At 36.3% G+C, this 16632-nt stretch carries 17 protein-coding genes; 12 read left to right on the top strand and 5 right to left on the bottom strand.

The window, feature by feature from the left end:
* Positions 1-304: 304 nt before the first annotated feature.
* From ACG94X_RS02865 to ACG94X_RS02850, 4 genes are all read left to right on the top strand, one after another.
* Positions 305-574 (top strand): DUF6607 family protein, encoded by a 270-nt coding sequence (locus tag ACG94X_RS02865; protein ID WP_419382220.1) that lies wholly within the window; start codon positions 305-307, stop codon positions 572-574.
* Positions 575-778: 204 nt separating this feature from the next.
* Entirely contained in the window at positions 779-1567 is a 789-nt protein-coding gene (locus tag ACG94X_RS02860) for an alpha/beta fold hydrolase (RefSeq protein WP_419382219.1), read from the top strand.
* Positions 1568-1714: 147 nt separating this feature from the next.
* Positions 1715-2875, top strand: a complete 1161-nt coding sequence (locus tag ACG94X_RS02855) for an MFS transporter (RefSeq protein WP_419382218.1) — start codon at positions 1715-1717, stop codon at positions 2873-2875.
* 1350 nt (positions 2876-4225) lie between these two features.
* Positions 4226-5434 (top strand): MFS transporter, encoded by a 1209-nt coding sequence (locus tag ACG94X_RS02850; RefSeq protein WP_419382217.1) that lies wholly within the window; start codon positions 4226-4228, stop codon positions 5432-5434.
* On the opposite strand, the gene ACG94X_RS02845 is transcribed toward ACG94X_RS02850, so the two are convergent.
* Complete coding sequence (locus ACG94X_RS02845) at positions 5397-6302, bottom strand: LysR family transcriptional regulator (RefSeq protein WP_419382216.1); 906 nt, start codon at positions 6300-6302, stop codon at positions 5397-5399. The genes ACG94X_RS02850 and ACG94X_RS02845 overlap by 38 nt on opposite strands.
* 244 nt (positions 6303-6546) lie before the next feature.
* Here ACG94X_RS02845 and ACG94X_RS02840 point away from each other — a divergent pair, with 244 nt between their 5' ends.
* From ACG94X_RS02840 to ACG94X_RS02825, 4 genes are all read left to right on the top strand, one after another.
* Entirely contained in the window at positions 6547-7032 is a 486-nt protein-coding gene (locus ACG94X_RS02840; protein ID WP_419382215.1) for a cyclophilin-like fold protein, read from the top strand.
* Positions 7033-7078: 46 nt separating this feature from the next.
* The gene (locus ACG94X_RS02835) at positions 7079-8149 is read left to right on the top strand and encodes an alpha/beta hydrolase (RefSeq protein ID WP_419382214.1); all 1071 of its coding nucleotides are present in this window, start codon (positions 7079-7081) and stop codon (positions 8147-8149) included.
* A gap of 138 nt (positions 8150-8287) precedes the next feature.
* Positions 8288-8470: a hypothetical protein gene (locus tag ACG94X_RS02830; protein WP_419382213.1), complete on the top strand. Its 183-nt coding sequence runs from the start codon at positions 8288-8290 to the stop codon at positions 8468-8470.
* Positions 8471-8617: 147 nt separating this feature from the next.
* Positions 8618-9058: a winged helix-turn-helix transcriptional regulator gene (locus ACG94X_RS02825; RefSeq protein WP_419382212.1), complete on the top strand. Its 441-nt coding sequence runs from the start codon at positions 8618-8620 to the stop codon at positions 9056-9058.
* A 59-nt stretch (positions 9059-9117) separates the two neighbouring features.
* On the opposite strand, the gene ACG94X_RS02820 is transcribed toward ACG94X_RS02825, so the two are convergent.
* From ACG94X_RS02820 to ACG94X_RS02805, 4 genes are read right to left on the bottom strand one after another with little or no spacing between them, the layout of a single operon-like run.
* A complete protein-coding gene (locus ACG94X_RS02820) occupies positions 9118-10368 on the bottom strand; it encodes an NADH:flavin oxidoreductase/NADH oxidase family protein (protein ID WP_419382211.1) in 1251 nt (416 codons plus the stop codon).
* Between the two features lie 9 nt (positions 10369-10377).
* On the bottom strand, positions 10378-10764 hold the full coding sequence (locus ACG94X_RS02815; protein ID WP_419382210.1) for a helicase: 387 nt from the start codon (positions 10762-10764) through the stop codon (positions 10378-10380).
* Between the two features lie 52 nt (positions 10765-10816).
* Entirely contained in the window at positions 10817-11680 is an 864-nt protein-coding gene (locus ACG94X_RS02810; RefSeq protein ID WP_419382209.1) for an alpha/beta fold hydrolase, read from the bottom strand.
* 40 nt (positions 11681-11720) lie between these two features.
* The gene (locus tag ACG94X_RS02805; protein WP_419382208.1) at positions 11721-12689 is read right to left on the bottom strand and encodes an alpha/beta fold hydrolase; all 969 of its coding nucleotides are present in this window, start codon (positions 12687-12689) and stop codon (positions 11721-11723) included.
* A gap of 235 nt (positions 12690-12924) precedes the next feature.
* Between ACG94X_RS02805 and ACG94X_RS02800 the strand changes: the two genes are divergently transcribed.
* The 4 genes from ACG94X_RS02800 (at position 12925) to ACG94X_RS02785 (ending at position 16548) form a co-directional block, all read left to right on the top strand.
* Positions 12925-13728: an oxidoreductase gene (locus tag ACG94X_RS02800; protein ID WP_419382207.1), complete on the top strand. Its 804-nt coding sequence runs from the start codon at positions 12925-12927 to the stop codon at positions 13726-13728.
* A gap of 55 nt (positions 13729-13783) precedes the next feature.
* Complete coding sequence (locus ACG94X_RS02795; RefSeq protein WP_419382206.1) at positions 13784-14782, top strand: NADP-dependent oxidoreductase; 999 nt, start codon at positions 13784-13786, stop codon at positions 14780-14782.
* A gap of 1065 nt (positions 14783-15847) precedes the next feature.
* Positions 15848-16162: a type II toxin-antitoxin system Phd/YefM family antitoxin gene (locus ACG94X_RS02790; protein WP_419382205.1), complete on the top strand. Its 315-nt coding sequence runs from the start codon at positions 15848-15850 to the stop codon at positions 16160-16162.
* 2 nt (positions 16163-16164) lie between these two features.
* Positions 16165-16548, top strand: coding sequence for a hypothetical protein (locus tag ACG94X_RS02785; RefSeq protein WP_419382204.1), 384 nt, complete (start codon positions 16165-16167; stop codon positions 16546-16548).
* The last annotated feature ends 84 nt before the right edge of the window (positions 16549-16632 follow it).

Raw genomic sequence — 16632 nt, 5'->3', positions numbered from 1 at the left:
AACTTTAGCTTATATTGAGTTGGAAAATGGTCAACTTAGAGTTTAAAGCAATAAAAAAACGGAGCATTTGTTCCGTTTTTAATAATGACTTAGATATTTTTATTTTGCAGACTGAATATCAAATTCAAATGTCCATGTTGTTAAACTGGCATTATTGGTTGGATCTGCATAGGTAATTGATTTTAAATGGAGTCGGGCATAGCTATTGGCTTTATTACCACGAATTACACTTGCTGCATTTGGGTTAGCTGCTAATAAAACATGTTGGGCTTGTAATCCATCAGCTTGAGCAGCTGCATTAGGTTTGAATAATTATGAACGTGTCACCAAAACCGATTTTAAACCTGCTTATGATTATTGGGAAAAAAATAAAGCCTATTGGGCAGAAGTAAGAGCTGCTTGGGACAATGCTTTTCAGCAAAATGAAGTCTTGGGTTTAAAATTTACACGACAAAAAGATGATGATAAAAAAGCACATTACATGCAATTCATGAAACAAGCTAAGGAATTTGCAGGTAAAAATGCGACCAAACAGCAAATGGGTGAGAACGTTAAAACTCTATTAAATCAATAACTAATAGTAGTAAAGGTTAAATAGCCTAAATAGAATCAGTATTAAATTTTTTAAATAATCAAAAGGTATATGTATGAAAATACATATACCTTTTGATTATTTATTGAATGTGAATATTTAGTAAAATAAACATAATGTTATTGTTCCCTAAGCTCATTCTAGTCATCATAGAATGCAGGAAATATATAGTTTTGGAAGGTATTCATGTTACTCAATTATCAATACGATCAAGTTCAACCTACAGATGTGAGTCTACAAACGACATTGGTATTGATTCATGGTTTATTTGGTAGTTTGACTAATCTCGGAATTATTGCACGTGCATTTCAAGATAAATATAATATTTTACAAATAGATGTTCGTAATCATGGTCATTCACAACATACGGATGATATGAATTATCAGCTGATGGCTTTAGATATTTTAGAAACCATTGATCATTTGAATATTCAAAATTTCATTGTCATTGGTCATTCTATGGGTGGCAAAATTACAATGAAACTTGCTGATTTAATGCAAGAATCAGCGCAAAGTCACATGAAAAAATTAATTGTTTTAGATATGACACCTTTTGAATACCAAGAAAACCATCATGATCAAATTTTTAAAGCATTATTTGCGGTAGAAAATGCTCATATTGAATCTCGTAAAGATGCAACTGAGATCATGCGCCAGTATTTAAAAGAAGAAATGGTCATTCAATTCTTACTAAAATCCTTTAACAAAGGAACATGGTTGTTTAATGTTCAGGCTTTGTTTAATCATTATTCAGATATTATTAGTTGGGATAATCAGACTACAAATACGATACCTGCTTTATTTATTAAGGGCGGTAATTCACCGTATCTTTCAAGACCAGAGCATTTTGAAGCAATACAAACACAATTTAGCAATGCAAAAATAGCCGTAGTTGAGGATGTTGGGCATTGGTTACATGCGGAAAAGCCTGCGGAAGTGAATGGATTGATTGAGGTTTTTATTGAAAATAATTGAAATATATTTTTAGGAATTACTTTTTAGCATTTTGTTTTAGGTGGCAATAAAAGTTACCGCTAAAATAATAGTTTCGAATGTTTAATCCTACGCTATATGCAGAACTATTTTATAATATTCATGTTCTGATTAGGTTTTAATACTTCAATGATGCAATTCAGCGTTCATCACCGTTTGGCTGGTTTTTACTTCTGGTACTATTCTATCGTTGGTACATTTCTACCGTATTGGAGCTTATACCTACAAGATCAGGGCTTTAACTACAAAGAAATAGGTCTACTTTCATCTATCGCAATTTTAACCCGTATATTTGCGCCCTTTATTTGGGGCTTTATTGCAGATAAAACGGGTAAACGAATGCTATTGGTTCGTATTGCGACATGGATGGAGGCGATCATTTGGTTTCTAATTTTCATCATTCCCAATAATATGCAATCGATTGCATTACTTATGCTTATTTTTAGTTTTTTCCAAAATGCAATATTGGCGCAATTTGAAGGCGTTACACTATTTTGGTTAGGTGATAAACATACTGAATCTTATGGGAAAATTAGAAAATGGGGCTCAATTGGCTTTATTGTCGGTGTATTTAGTATTGGAGCAATATTAGATATTGTCGATATCAAATACTTACCTATGATGTTGTTATGTATCGCATTTACAGCATTTATTTGGTCATTTACAATCAAAGAACCAAACTCAGCCCCCAGTTCACAAAAAAACTTAGAACCTTTACTCCCCATACTTAAAAAACCTATCATTGCAGCATTCTTTATCATTGAATTTATTATTCTTTTTTCGCAAGCACCATTCTATAGTTTCTATAGTAACTATTTGAAATTTGCGGGATATAGTACAACCCAAATTGGTTTTTTATGGTCAGTTGGCGTGATTGCAGAAATTATTATGTTTAATTATGCCAATTTTTTTCTAAATCGTTTTTCATGGCGAAATTTAGTTGCATTGTGTCTAATTATGACTTGTATAAGATTCGTGCTTGTAGGGTTATTTCCGAACCATTTCTATATTCAATTTATTTCCCAATGTTTTCATTCATTTAGTTTTGGTTTATTTCATATTATTGCAATGCGAATCATTTTGGAGAATTTTAATGCAAAATTACAGGGCAGAGGGCAAGCACTGTATAGCACAATGTGGGGGCTTGGTGTTGCATCTGGAAGTATTTTGGCTGGGCAATATTGGGAACAAGTTTCAGGTGAATACATTTTCATCATTGCGGGTTTTTCATCTTTGATGGGTTTGTTATTTGTGAATTTTCTACCTAAGAAGTTGCAGATTGCTGGATGATAGAAATTTAAAAATTCCTTATTTCAAATATAGAGTTTTAGGTGGTGTTTCAAAAAGTATGCTGCAACAAACAAAAAATTAAGTTAAAAAACCTATGGTTAAGTTCATCTTTATATTCAATGCATGAATAAGATGCAGGTAAAGATTTTTGCTGTTTGGGTTATCTGTAAGTTTAGCCTAGAAATTATATGAGCGCCGATTTCGCATAATGTATATTATGTTAAATAAGATATCCAAGACTGTAGCCTACACAACGCTGTTGTTGCTACAGCTCAACATCATGAATTTAAATAAGTATATTCATGATGTTGAGTACCTTGTGTAACATAATATTCGTTATGCAAAATCCTGCGCTATCTAAGTCGGTCTATGTGATGATCTAGTTTTATAAAGAATAATTTGAGTTGATCTATTTCTTCATGGTTATCTGTTTCTAGTTCTCGGATCTCGTCTAAATACTTCTCCAGTGATTCACGCATAAACAAAAAATCAGCTTTATCTAAAGTGCCTATGTTCCTGTTGTATGAAGTTGTTCGCCATAAATGTCTATTTACTGGCATAGATTAAAAAGTCTTTGCACGAATAATGGCTGAAATGAAAAATCCAATAGTAAACATTAAGATAACAATTAAAAAAATGTGAAAAATGCTAAATAAATCATTTAAAACCGCCCTTTTTAGATCATATTTTGTGCATCGCTACCCGCATATTATAAAAGGGGGATTCAAGACCACTTACCTGTGTGTTTTTAATGAGCAAGGCTATTTTCTATACAAATATTTCAGCAATAGATTGATCTTGTATTTTTTTAGGTTTAACCAAAGCATTTTCGAAAGATTTAATTTTATTTTGGACAATACCTGAGTGATTACTTGGATATGAGGTCGGCCTAGTTCTGAACCGTACGGGGTTTGTCGGTGACCACTATTCCTGAGAGAATGTTTCAATGAAAATGAAAACATATATACCATCAATTAACTAAATCTATATGTAAACAAGTATAGTTAGACGATTATTAAGTAAGTTTCATAAAACTCATAAATGCAGAACATATCAGGAATAGGAAAATGAGGGTCGTCTAAATAATAAACTAACTTTTTCTAAGAGAAATGTGGCAGTTCAACATAAGCACTCTGACGTAATAATCAAAAACTTGTATATTCAAATTGATGAACAATATCACTTTAAATAGCCAAAGAATTTAAACGCATCATCTAATTTTAAACATTCATGTATAGAACTCATAACTCTATTCGTATTTCAGAATCTAATCTATTTTCCAAAATATTGTTAATCTCCTGACTTCTTCACACTAGCCAATGCTTTATTTTTCTTAAAGCTGGAAGTCTTATGTCTATTTCTCCCAATCAAATTGACCTAGTCATAGCACCATCAAACCCTCCTGCTTGGGGGGCTGTCTCGGTGATGTCTTTATGCTGTGCCGTATTAATTGCCTTTGAGTTTATGCCAGTCAGTTTACTTACACCGATTGCCTTAGATTTAAATATGCGAGAGGGCCAAGTCGGACAAGCGATTGCCATTTCAGGGATTTTTGCAGTGATAAGCAGTTTAACCATCAGCAAAATCACCAAACAGTGGGATCGACGTCATGTGGTTCTTGCTTTGACCATCCTGATGATCATTTCAGGCATCTTGGTCACTCTTGCGCATAACGCACTATTATTTATGATTGGACGTGCCTTATTAGGTATTGTAATTGGCGGTTTTTGGGCCATTTCCACTTCAATTGTGATGCGATTGGTGCCTTTTAACCATGTACCCAAAGCACTGGGACTTTTAAGTGGTGGCAATGCATTGGCCGTCACTGTGGCTGCGCCACTTGGAAGTTTTTTAGGTTCGATGATTGGCTGGCGTGGTGCCTTCTTTTGTATTGTGCCTATTGCAATCATGGCTTTGCTTTGGCAACTCAAAAGTATGCCATCTTTACCAGTATTGAATACGCAACAAAAATCTGGACATGTATTTTCTCTATTAAAAAGACCCGTCGTTATTTTGGGCATGCTCGGTGTTTTATTCTTATTTATGGGGCAATTTGCGCTGTTTACCTATTTACGTCCATTCTTAGAAAACGTAACTCTGGTCAATACCCATCTACTTTCAATCCTCCTCTTTGTTTTGGGTCTAGCAGGATTGGTTGGAACCTTTGTGATTAGTCATATTTTACATTCTCATGTATACCGCTACCTGTTCTTTATTCCTCTCGGCATGGCTCTGGTTGCAACGTCTCTTATTTTTTTTGGACATCAAATTTGGATTGTCGCGTTATTGATGGCAGTCTGGGGTTTTATTGGTACTTCAGCACCTGTTGCATGGAATACATGGCTGACACGTACTTTGCCCCATGATGCAGAATTAGGTGGGGGTTTAATGGTGGCCATTATACAACTGGCGATTACGTTGGGCGCCACACTCGGCGGAGTATTGTTCGATGCCCAAGGCTACCAATCCACGTTCATCTTCAGCGCATTGATTTTAGTTTTAAGTGCGGTATTTTCAATCCTTACTTGGCATCATCTGTTACACGTAAAGTATCAATAACCAGTTTTAAAACGGGCGATTGCTGTCTTCTATGTGGATAATATAAATGATAGCCTGGAAATGTAATGCTGTAATCCTCCAGTACTTTGATTAAACGACCTTGTTTCAGATCGTCTTGCACCATATCTTCAGGAATATAGGCCATTCCTAAGCCGAGTCGTACCGCATCCACACTATGGTAAGACTCGTTAAAAACCCACTGCCCTTGTATTTTAATTTTAACTTCTAAACCATCTTTAACAAATTCCCATGCATAAATTCCACCCTGAGTGGTGAGCCTAAAACCAATACATTGATGCTGTGTCAATTCTTGCGGTATTTGTGGTATCCCATTTTTTTCAAAATATTCGGGTGTCGCGACCACCACCATATTGACATCTTGACCAATACGTCCTGCAATCATTCCATCTGCAACGCGGCTACCAAAACGCACGCCTGCATCAAAACGTTCCGCCACAATATCCACCATGCCACTGTTTGCTGTTAATTCAACATGGACATCGGGATAAAGCAGACTCAAATTTTTGAGTTTAGGTAATAAAATTTGTCGGATGGCATGACTACTGGCATTAATTCTAATTGTACCTGCTGGGGTATCTCTCAATTTGGTCAAAAGTGAAAGTTCATTGTCAATTTGGTCAAAATTGGGACTAATGGTTTGTCGTAATCGCTCACCCGCCTCAGTGACTGAAACACTGCGCGTAGTACGAGTGAGTAGTAAAATCCCGAGTCGTTCTTCTAGACCACGAATGGTATGGCTTAATGCAGATTGGGATACCCCCAGTTTTCCAGCGGCTTTGGTGAAGCTTCCTTCTCGAGTCACCATGAGAAAGGCATACAAATCATTATAATTTTCTTTGGTGATCATCAGTGTATCCAACTCAAGGTTAAAGCATGTTTATTTTTAAGTATATCGCTTAATCAAAGCGATTCTAGCTTAATTGATGAAATTTACTCATAAGTTTATGTCTATTTTTTAGTCTAATCATTTTTCTTGAAAGCACTTACACTCAATTCATTGGAGTTCTTTGAGTTGCTATTTTAGATGCGTTCAAAACCGATTTAAAAGTATTCGAATCCTTCAGTTTAATGACATTGAGTCGGTCTCAATCATGAATAAAACACAGTATTCCTTGGTTGTTTTTGGCTGTTTAAACTTGCTCTTTATTCTTTTAAGTTTGAATGCTGAAGCCAAAAACCATGTAGATCATCATTCGCAAAAAAAGAGTTTAAACATGAATATTCGAATTCAGATTGAAGGATCAAAACAGCCGATTTCGGTGACCTTAATTGATTCACCCACGACGCAAGATTTCATTCAACAACTGCCTCTAACTTTGATTCTAAAAGACTATGCAGCATCAGAAAAAATTGCCCATCTTCCTCAAAAATTATCAACTCAAGGCGCACCTACAGGCTATGCAGGCAAATCAGGTGATCTTACTTATTTCGCACCATGGGGCAATCTTGCATTTTTCTATAAAGATTCTGATGTTGGATATGCCAACGGATTAATTTTCCTTGGAAAAATGGATGCATTGCCAAACGATTTTTCTCAAAAAGATGAGCTGAATGTTTTGATCAGCCAAGTGAAATAGAGCACCAACTGCCCTTTTATCAATTTTATGTTTATTGGAAATCATCATGCAACTCTCTAAATTCACACAGAAACTTCGAGTTTCTACAGCAAGCACACTTTTAGTCGCAACAATCGGTCTATTTTCTACCCCCTCAACAATGGCAGCAGATATGTCAAATGGTGCAAATAATTTTTATCAAAGTTCTCAAGTCACTGTTCAAAAAGTGACATTTAAAAACCAATACAATATGAATATTGTGGGTAATTTAATCATTCCGAAAAATTTAAAGAAAAATAGCAAAGCACCTGCAATTGTGATCGGACATCCAATGGGTGCAGTAAAAGAGCAAAGTTCGATGCTGTATGCGCAAAAGCTAGCTGAACAAGGTTTTGTCACCTTGGCGATTGATCAATCTTTTTGGGGCGAAAGTGAAGGACAAGCGCGTAATGTCGTTGCACCCGATATTTATGCGGAAGCTTTCAGTGCAGCCGTGGATTATTTAGGGACACGTGATTTTATTGATCGTAATCGCATTGGCGCTTTGGGTATTTGTGGAAGTGGTAGTTTCGTAATTAGCGCAGCTAAAATCGATCTACGTATGAAAGCAATTGCAACCGTCAGTATGTACGATATGGGTGCTGCAAACCGTAATGCCCTAAACCATTCTCAGACTTTAGCGCAGAGAAAACAAATCATTGCAGATGCAGCAGAACAACGTTATGTTGAATTTACAGGTGGGAAAACTGAATATACCAGTGGTACAGTACATGAGTTAACAGCAGACACACATCCAATTCAACGTGAGTTTTTTGACTTTTATCGAACATCACGCGGTGAATTCACCCCTAAAGGTGCCGACTCAAAAACAACCACACATCCCACTTTGACCAGTAATGTGAAGTTTATGAACTTCTATCCATTTAATGACATTGAAACCATTTCACCACGTCCAATGTTGTTTATTACTGGTGATCAGGCGCATTCAAAAGAGTTTAGTGAAGAAGCTTATAAACTTGCTGGACAATCAAAAGAACTGTATTACGTTAAAGGCGCAGGACATGTTGATTTATATGACCGTACTGACCTCATCCCATTTGATAAATTGACTGATTTTTTTACTAAAAACTTAAAATAACCATTGTTTTAGCCAAGTTGAGTGGACTCAAGTCAACTTGGCTTTTTTAATTAGAAGCACCGATTATTGTACAATCATGATGCAAAAAATATAAAATTACACTGATTTTAATTGTAGTAGGGATAGGCATATTATTTTATGACACCAGGAGAAGCAATACAAGCAGCAATAGATTTAAATGCTAAAACTATTTTACCTATGCATATTGGTCGTTTTACTCTGTCCTCTCATGCATGGAATGATCCCTTTAAGCGAATTGCCAATGCCAGTAAAAATGCCCTCTTCACTTTGTTTACCCTAAAAATTGGACAGCCTGTTTAGTGGGAAAATATTGAATAAATTATAGCTATTTCAAATTACGCTGATTCAGCGTGAGTTAATAACTATGCCTTCCACTAAAAAATGGTTTAGATGGCCCAAATATGTTACTATCATTATAGTAGTTAATATTGAGATTATTAATTCCATATGGCTAAAAATACCCACCTTGAAGTTTGTCCCATCGCAAGAAGTTTATCCGTTTTAGGTGATGCTTGGAGCATGTTAATTTTACGTGATGCTCATGCAGGTTTTACACGCTTTGATCAATTTCGTAAAAGTCTAGGCATTGCTCCAACGATGCTTACCAAACGTTTAGCTGTATTGGTTGAAGAGAATTTACTAGAAAAAAGACAATATTCAGAACATCCACCACGTGAAGAATATTTACTCACTCAAGCAGGCAAAGATTTTCTCCCCGTTTTATTTGTGATCGGAGCATGGGGACGTAAACACAAACCTTATGAGCATCCTGAAGAAATGGTCACGTTTATTGATGCTGAAAATGGTACTGAAATTAATCCTATCGTGATTGATCAAGTGACAGGTGCTGCAATTGGCACCCGCGCTATTCGTCAACAAACGCCATAAAACTAAAAAGCACTCATCTTGAGTGCTTTTTTATGCTGTTTATTTAAGTAATCGATTCATTATTTTGTTCTCGTCCGTTGCGTCGCATACGTTCCCCAACCACTCCTTAAAACAGATTTAATAAAAGCCAAGAATCCACTCTCTTTAGGTTTGGGTGCTTTACCTTGAGCAATACGGTTAAGTTGTTGGGTGTACCACAGCACTTCCATAATACCAAGACGATCTATTTTTTTAATTCCTGTTTTTATGGATTGTACTGTTTGTTTGCTATTGGTTCCAACTAACAAATATTTCGGAGCATCAGGATCAATTGCCATAAGTCTTGCAATTCCGACTATATCAAAATCATTTGAATCTAAAGCTTCATTCATTCCTTCAACACTTCTAAAACCGGCTGTAACGATCAAAGGAGTTTTTACATGTGTTCTAACCTTTTCTGCAAAATCAATAAAAAATGCTTCACGCGCAATGGTTGAAGATTTCTGTGGTGCTTTAGCCACACCAGATTCGTAAGTACCACCTGATATTTCGATCAGATCAATCCCTGCGCCTGCTAATGCTTTAATGACTTCTAAAGAGTTTTCCTCTGTAAAACCACCTTTTTGAAAATCAGCTGAGTTGAGTTTAATTGCGATTGGAAAATCTGTACCGACCTGTTTTCTTATTTCTGTATAAACGTCCATTAGAAATTTACGACGTTTTTCAGGTGTACCACCCCACTCGTCAGTTCTTAAATTGTGTAATGGCGATAAAAACTGATTAATCAGATAACCATGTGCAGCATGGATTTCAACACCACTAAATCCAGCTTTTTTACAGATTGCTGCGCTACGACCAAAGCGCTGAATAATCTCTATAATTTCTGCATATGTAGCTTCATCAGGTGTCGCAAATAAAGATTGCATTTCCGCACCAAATGGCACTGATGATGCAGAAATATTACGAACATTTAACCCTTTTGGTGATTGTTTCCCCGGATGATTCAGTTGCGCCCACAATTGAGAACCTTGCTCGGTAACGCTTTTCGCCCACTTTTGTAAAATTGCAAAATCACGCTCATCTTCAATCACAACATTCCCAGGTTCACCTAAGGCACGTCGGTCAATCATAATGTTGCCTGTAATAATCATGCCAATTCCTGATGCCGCCCAACGTTGATATAAACGAATGTGTTTGTCCGTTGGATTATTAGAATAAGTCGCTAGAGTTTCACTGGTTGCAGCCTTTGCCAAACGGTTTGGAATAACTGTACCATTGGGTAAAGTTAAAGGCTGATTCAGAAGGTTGGTTTTTAATTGCAAATGAGTCATGCGCTTCGCTCACACAGTTGAAGATGATTGAGGATGAGGTTGAATAAAGTCCACTAAACTTTGAAACCACATGACATCGACAAAGTTTCCAGTAATCACAAGATCCTCTGTTTTAAGCGCAGTTAAAAATGTATTGACGCTGTCTTTAGCTGATAGCACAGCAAAACCCTTACTCCCTGTTTTAAAGGTAAAGGTAAAACTGGGAGATTTGGTTTGTCCTGCATGCGAATTGATCTTGCCATTTTTCACTTCAAAATAACGCCCTTCACCACTTGCCGTTTGGATTTGGAAGGTGACATTTTTATCTTTCACGTATGCAGCACATTTTGCATCTTTTTTCACCGCTCGTTGTAATAGCTTCGTCAGCATCCACAGTAAGAGTTTAAATTTCATCATTTTAATTCTCAGTTCATCAATATATAAAAAACACTAAGGAAATTCTGATCAATTACTCATCTAGAAACTGTATGGCATGTTTAACAAAGCGTTCTGGATACTGAAACTGTGCACCATGACCTGCATCTGGATAAATAAACAGCTGTGCATTTGGAATGTTCAGTACCATCTGATAGGCATTGATGGTCGGAATCATCACATCATCCACACCATTGAGATTAAAAGTCGGCTGTTTGATCTCACGTAAATGTGCAAATGGATCTTGTTCATCAAGCTTCGGTAAAAAGTGCATATTGGCTTCAATTTGAGCCTGCATTACCTCAACAGAACTTGCTGGATCTTGATCTTGACGCTGATGGCGACGTTGCCAAAAATCACGACCTGCTTGAACTGCTTTTGGTGATCGACCAAAAAATAAAAACAGAAAGTCCTCTTCAGCAGGCACTGCACTGGTTGCATGTTTCAAGACCAAAGCTGGTACATCTGGATCATCACCACGTGGTTTTCCACCTCGTGGGCCTGTACCCAAAAGCATTAATTTTCTGACAAGTTCAGGATGACGACGCACTAAATCCTGTGCCTGAAATCCTCCCAATGAAAAACCAAGTAGATCGACTTGTGTTAAATACAATGCACGAATCACTGCGGCAGCATCATCAGCCATATCTTCAATACGGGTACGTGGCTGACCTGTAGATGAAGCGACACCACGGCCATTGAACAAAATGACTTCTCGACCAGCGGCTAATCCATCGGTAATCAATGGATCCCAATTGTCTAAACCACCACGGAAATGTTGCAGAAAAAATAGAGGAGGTTGCTCTGTACTTGCATTACCCCATCGACGATAGGCAAAGTTTGCTCCATCGACTTCTATAAATTGTGTTTCAGCTGTTTGGTGTTTAATTACAGTCATGATGATTGTCCTAATTTTTAAAATTTGATTGGATTTAAATTTATTTAGCTAAGAACGTGAGCGATTGTTTTACAAAATCTTGATGAAACTGAAAGATTCCACCATGTCCTGCATCTGGATAAATGATGAGTGCGCTATTTGGAAGGCGTTTTGCTAAGTCGTAAGTATTCACTGTTGGCACCATACGGTCATGATCACCATTCGCTACCAATACGGGTTTTTGAATGTTAGAAAGATCAGCTGGTTTTTTAGTTCCCCATTTTTTTAATGCTTTAAGCTGGGCACGGTAAGCTGAAATGGTTATTTCTTTATCACGATTTTCAGTGCGTTCATTAATACGTTGAACAAACTGTTTCGCAGCAGCTTTACCATTGTCTGTTCGAGTAAAGAATAAATAAACTTTAGGATCTTGACGCGTTGCCATTCCACGGACTAAATCCCAATTGGAAACTCGACCTACTGTACTAATGCCAATTCCTCCAGCAGGCCCTGTTCCTGATAAGATCATTTTTCGGATCAGTTGTGGCTGTTTTAAAACGATCTCTTGAGAAATCATGCCACCCATTGAAAAACCAAATAAATCGACTTGTTTAAACCCTTTTGCATGAATAAAAGTAATCGCATCATCTGCCATTTGTTCAATGGACTTTGCTGGCTCACCAGTAGAAGCACCAACACCACGGTTATCAAAAACCACTACATGATGTTTTGCTGCAATACCATCAATGATTCTTGGATCCCAATTGTCTAAGACAGCAGCTAAATGATTTAAGAAGATCACAGGTGTGCCGCCATTTTGTTGACCATATTCTCTGTAAGCGAAATTAATTCCACCTGCATTAATAAATTGAGTCGGGACATTCTTCCAATTTGTATCTTGCTGAGGATTCTGAACAGCTTGCCGATTGACAACGATGTTGGATGAAACCTCAGTTGCTTGAATCGACGGTGCACTAAAAATAGAGACAACCGTTAATCCCATAGCAATAGTATTCAGTTCAAAATTCATTTTTTTAATCCTCAGATTTAATGCATTGAGCTGTTTCACTGAGTTTTATGAATTTTTTCTTGATCCAAGAAAATAAAAAATAAAGTCAGTATCAATTTAATAGCAACCATACATCAACAAAAATATGTTGTCACTATCTTTTTAGTAGTAACTTTTTTATTTTTAGATTATGATGATGAAATCGAGGAGAAACTGTCAAGCAGTCATCTCACAGTTTTAAAATAAGGAACACGGTATGACGGCCAAAGTCGTTCTGATTACAGGCGCATCTTCAGGTATAGGTTTAGCCACAGCAGAGCTTTTACACGAAGCTGGATTTATTGTTTATGGTACGAGTCGACGTACAATTGATGCTGCTCAATATAAATTCCATCTGATTGAGTTAGATGTGAATAAGGATGATTCTGTCGCTCAAGCCATTGCAAAGGTCATTCAAAATGAAGGTCGAATTGATGTTTTAATTAATAATGCAGGGTTTGCTATTGCACCAGCTGGCGCAGAAGAAAGTTCGATGCAACAGGCTCAGGCAATTTTTGATACTAACTTTTTTGGTGCGGTCAGAATGACGCGAGCTGTACTTCCTGCTATGCGTCAACAAGCTTCTGGATTAATCTTAAATATCAGTTCAATTCTTGGACTTTTACCTACACCTTTTGGCGCGCTTTATTCCGCTTCAAAACATGCACTTGAAGGTTATTCAGAGTCTTTAGACCACGAGTTAAGGTCCCAAGGCATTCGTGTTTCATTGATTGAACCTGCTTATACCAAAACCTCATTAGGAATAAACTTACTTGAAGCAGATGCAAAAGTCTCAGCGTATGACCTCATTCGTGAGAAACTACATCAACAAATGATAAAATCGATTAATAAATCAGATGATCCGAGTGTTGTCGCCAATACCATCTTAACGGTCATCAACAGTCGAAACATTTTGCCGCGTTATACCGCAGGTAAAACAGCAAAACATTTAAAGAATTTACGTAAATTTGCGCCAGTAAAAATTTTTGATAGATTAATTCAACGTAGCTTGAAAATTTAGTCCCGTTTTAAACCGATAAAACATTAAAAACAAAATCCCAAAATAGAGGTTCTACATGAAAGCAGCTTACATTAAACGCTATGGCAACATAAATGACGTACATCTGGATGAACAATCCAAACCCGCTCTTACAGCAAATGCTGTCCTCGTGAAAGTTCATGCAGCCAGTATTAATCCACTTGATTTAAGAGTATTAGAGGGTGAATTTAAAACCATTCTACCTGTTCAATTTCCATTTATTTTAGGCAATGATTTTGCAGGTACAGTGGTTGAAGTTGGCGCAAATGTTAAACAGTTTAAAACTGGTGATGAGGTGTATGCCAAAACTGATCAAAATGGTTCTTTTGCCGAATACACTGTAGTTCAGCAATCTTCGCTGGCTCTAAAACCTCAAAATATCTCTATGGAACTCGCAGCTTCTCTTCCTCTTGTTTCATTGACTGCATGGCAGGCCTTGGTTGAAATTGCAAATGTACAAGCAGGACAAAAAGTGCTTATTCATGCAGGTTCAGGTGGTGTAGGCTCGATTGCCATTCAACTCGCCAAACATTTAGGTGCAACCGTCGCAACCACAACCAGCAGTAAAAATATTGCTTGGGTTAAAGCCTTGGGTCCAGACATTATCATTGATTACAAAACTACTGATTTTGAAAAAGAACTTAAAGACTATGACGTAGTTTTAGATACACAAGGTGGAAAAATTTTAGAGAAATCTCTAAATGTCCTTAAACGTGGTGGTCGAGGTATCAGTATATCGGGGCCACCCGATCGTGATTTCGCAGAAGCAATTCATGCAAATTGGTTACTGAAATGTATTATTCCTCTTTTAAGTTGGTCAATCCGAAATAGAGCAAAAAAACGAGGCATTACATATTCATTCCTATTTATGCGACCCAATGGGCAACACCTATCTGAAATTTCAAAGCTAGTTGAGTCTGGGAAAATAAATCCAATCGTTGATAAGTCATATACATTTCCAGAGATTAAAGATGCTTTTCAATATGTAAATACTGGACGAGCAAAAGGTAAAGTCGTCGTAAAAATTTCAGAATAAATTCAGGGAAAAGAGAAAAAAGGCATTTTTTGATGCCTTTTCCTCAATTAACGAGAGCAGGCTTCAATTGAAAGAAGAACTTATGGTTTTAAGTTTAGTTTTAATAAAAAGCTTAGGCTCATGAATCATGATTATTTAAGTAGATTCATTTATCTAAATAAATTATTGAAAATAAAATATAAATTTTAATAATTTATTGTGAACTAGGATTTAGGTGAACATAAGTAAACTATGATATCCAAGACTGTGACCTACGCAAGCTACTGAAGTCACAGCTCAGCAACGTGAATCTTGGAAATTATATTTAAGAACTCGAGTACCTTGTGTAACATAATATTCGTTATGCAAAATCCTGCGCTATCTAAGTCGGTCTATGTGGTGATCTAGTTTTATAAAGAATAATTTGAGTTGATCTATTTCTTCATGATTATCTGTATCGAGTTCTCGGATCTGGTCTAAATACTTCTCCAGTGATTCACGCATAAACAAAAAATCAGATTTATCTAAAGTGCCTATGTTCCTGTTGTATGATGTTGTTCTAAATACGTGTCTATTTACTGGCATTGATTAAAAAGTCTTTGAACGAATAATTCCTAAAATCAAAAATCCAATAATAAACATCAAGATAACAATTAAAAAAATGCGAATAAACCATATAAAACCACCCTTTTAAATCATATTTAGTGTATCGCTACCCGCATATTATAAAAGGGGGTCTCTAGGGGACTTACTGCCGTGTTTTTAGCGGGTAGTCTGTGGGAGGACATTTAGTTCCTTCGACTATATTGGAAAGAGTTCTATTTAGTTCTTGTGCATACAAAGTACAAACTGCTTCATGTGTAGAAGAAGTAAAGTTTTGAGAGCCATACTTCTGATTGTTGCTTCATCAATGTAAAGTACCTTTTGTAATTATCCTCTTCAGGATAAATGAAAATAAAGTACTTACACAAAATTCAGAATAGTCCCTGCTAAGGGAATAGTATATACAATGCGGGAACTTAATAAGTAGCCAAATTTTATATCGTATATGCTACAATATACGATATAAAGAATGAGATCTTAGATATGAATGTACTAACTTTCATCAATGGTGCGACTGTTTCTGCGACCGATGTTCGTAAATCATGGAGTAAAATTGTTCAAGGTGTCAAAGAAAACCATAAACCTGTTTTCGTTTGCACGAATAATACGCCCGAAGCTGTTGTACTTAGTTTTGAAGAGTTTCAAAATATGCAAGAAATCGTTGAAAATGCTCGACGTGAAATGCTAGGACAACAGATGGTTTGTGATCTTTTGGATATTGCTGAGTTAACTGAGCGTCCGATCAAACATATGCGTTTAAACGCAACTGGTGTGTTTGAGAAAGTAGAAGGGCAATAAGTATGGCTGTTGGTGATATTTATCAGATTTTTGTTAGATTTGATTCAGATCCCCTTCAAGGGAAGGAACGATATACAGTTGAAATTGGTAAAACTAATTTAACTGTTGTGCTTTTAGATTCAATTACAAGTCAGTACAAACACAAATCAGATTTTATTAAATTGCAATACTATCCGATTAGAGATTGGAGACATGCAGGTTTAAAAAAGGCATCTTTTATCGATATTCGTAGCACAATGAGCTTTGATTTTCGGGAAATATTGAAAGTTGGTAAATATATTGGTCAGTTAAGTTCCACAGATATTGAAGAATTAGCTAAGTTTATTAAAACATACAAAAATCGTTTAGAAGCATACAATAAAGTCAATGCTAAAGAAAATCCTTAGTAATATAAAAAATTGCGTCTAGTACGGTTTTATATGTAATTTAGAGTATCTATATAAATTACTGTATTTTAAACCAATAACATG

The organism is Acinetobacter psychrotolerans (genome assembly GCF_048552595.1).
GTDB lineage: Bacteria > Pseudomonadota > Gammaproteobacteria > Pseudomonadales > Moraxellaceae > Acinetobacter.
Note: the sequence above shows the minus strand (reverse complement) of the source record. Positions and strands in the feature narration are given on the sequence as shown.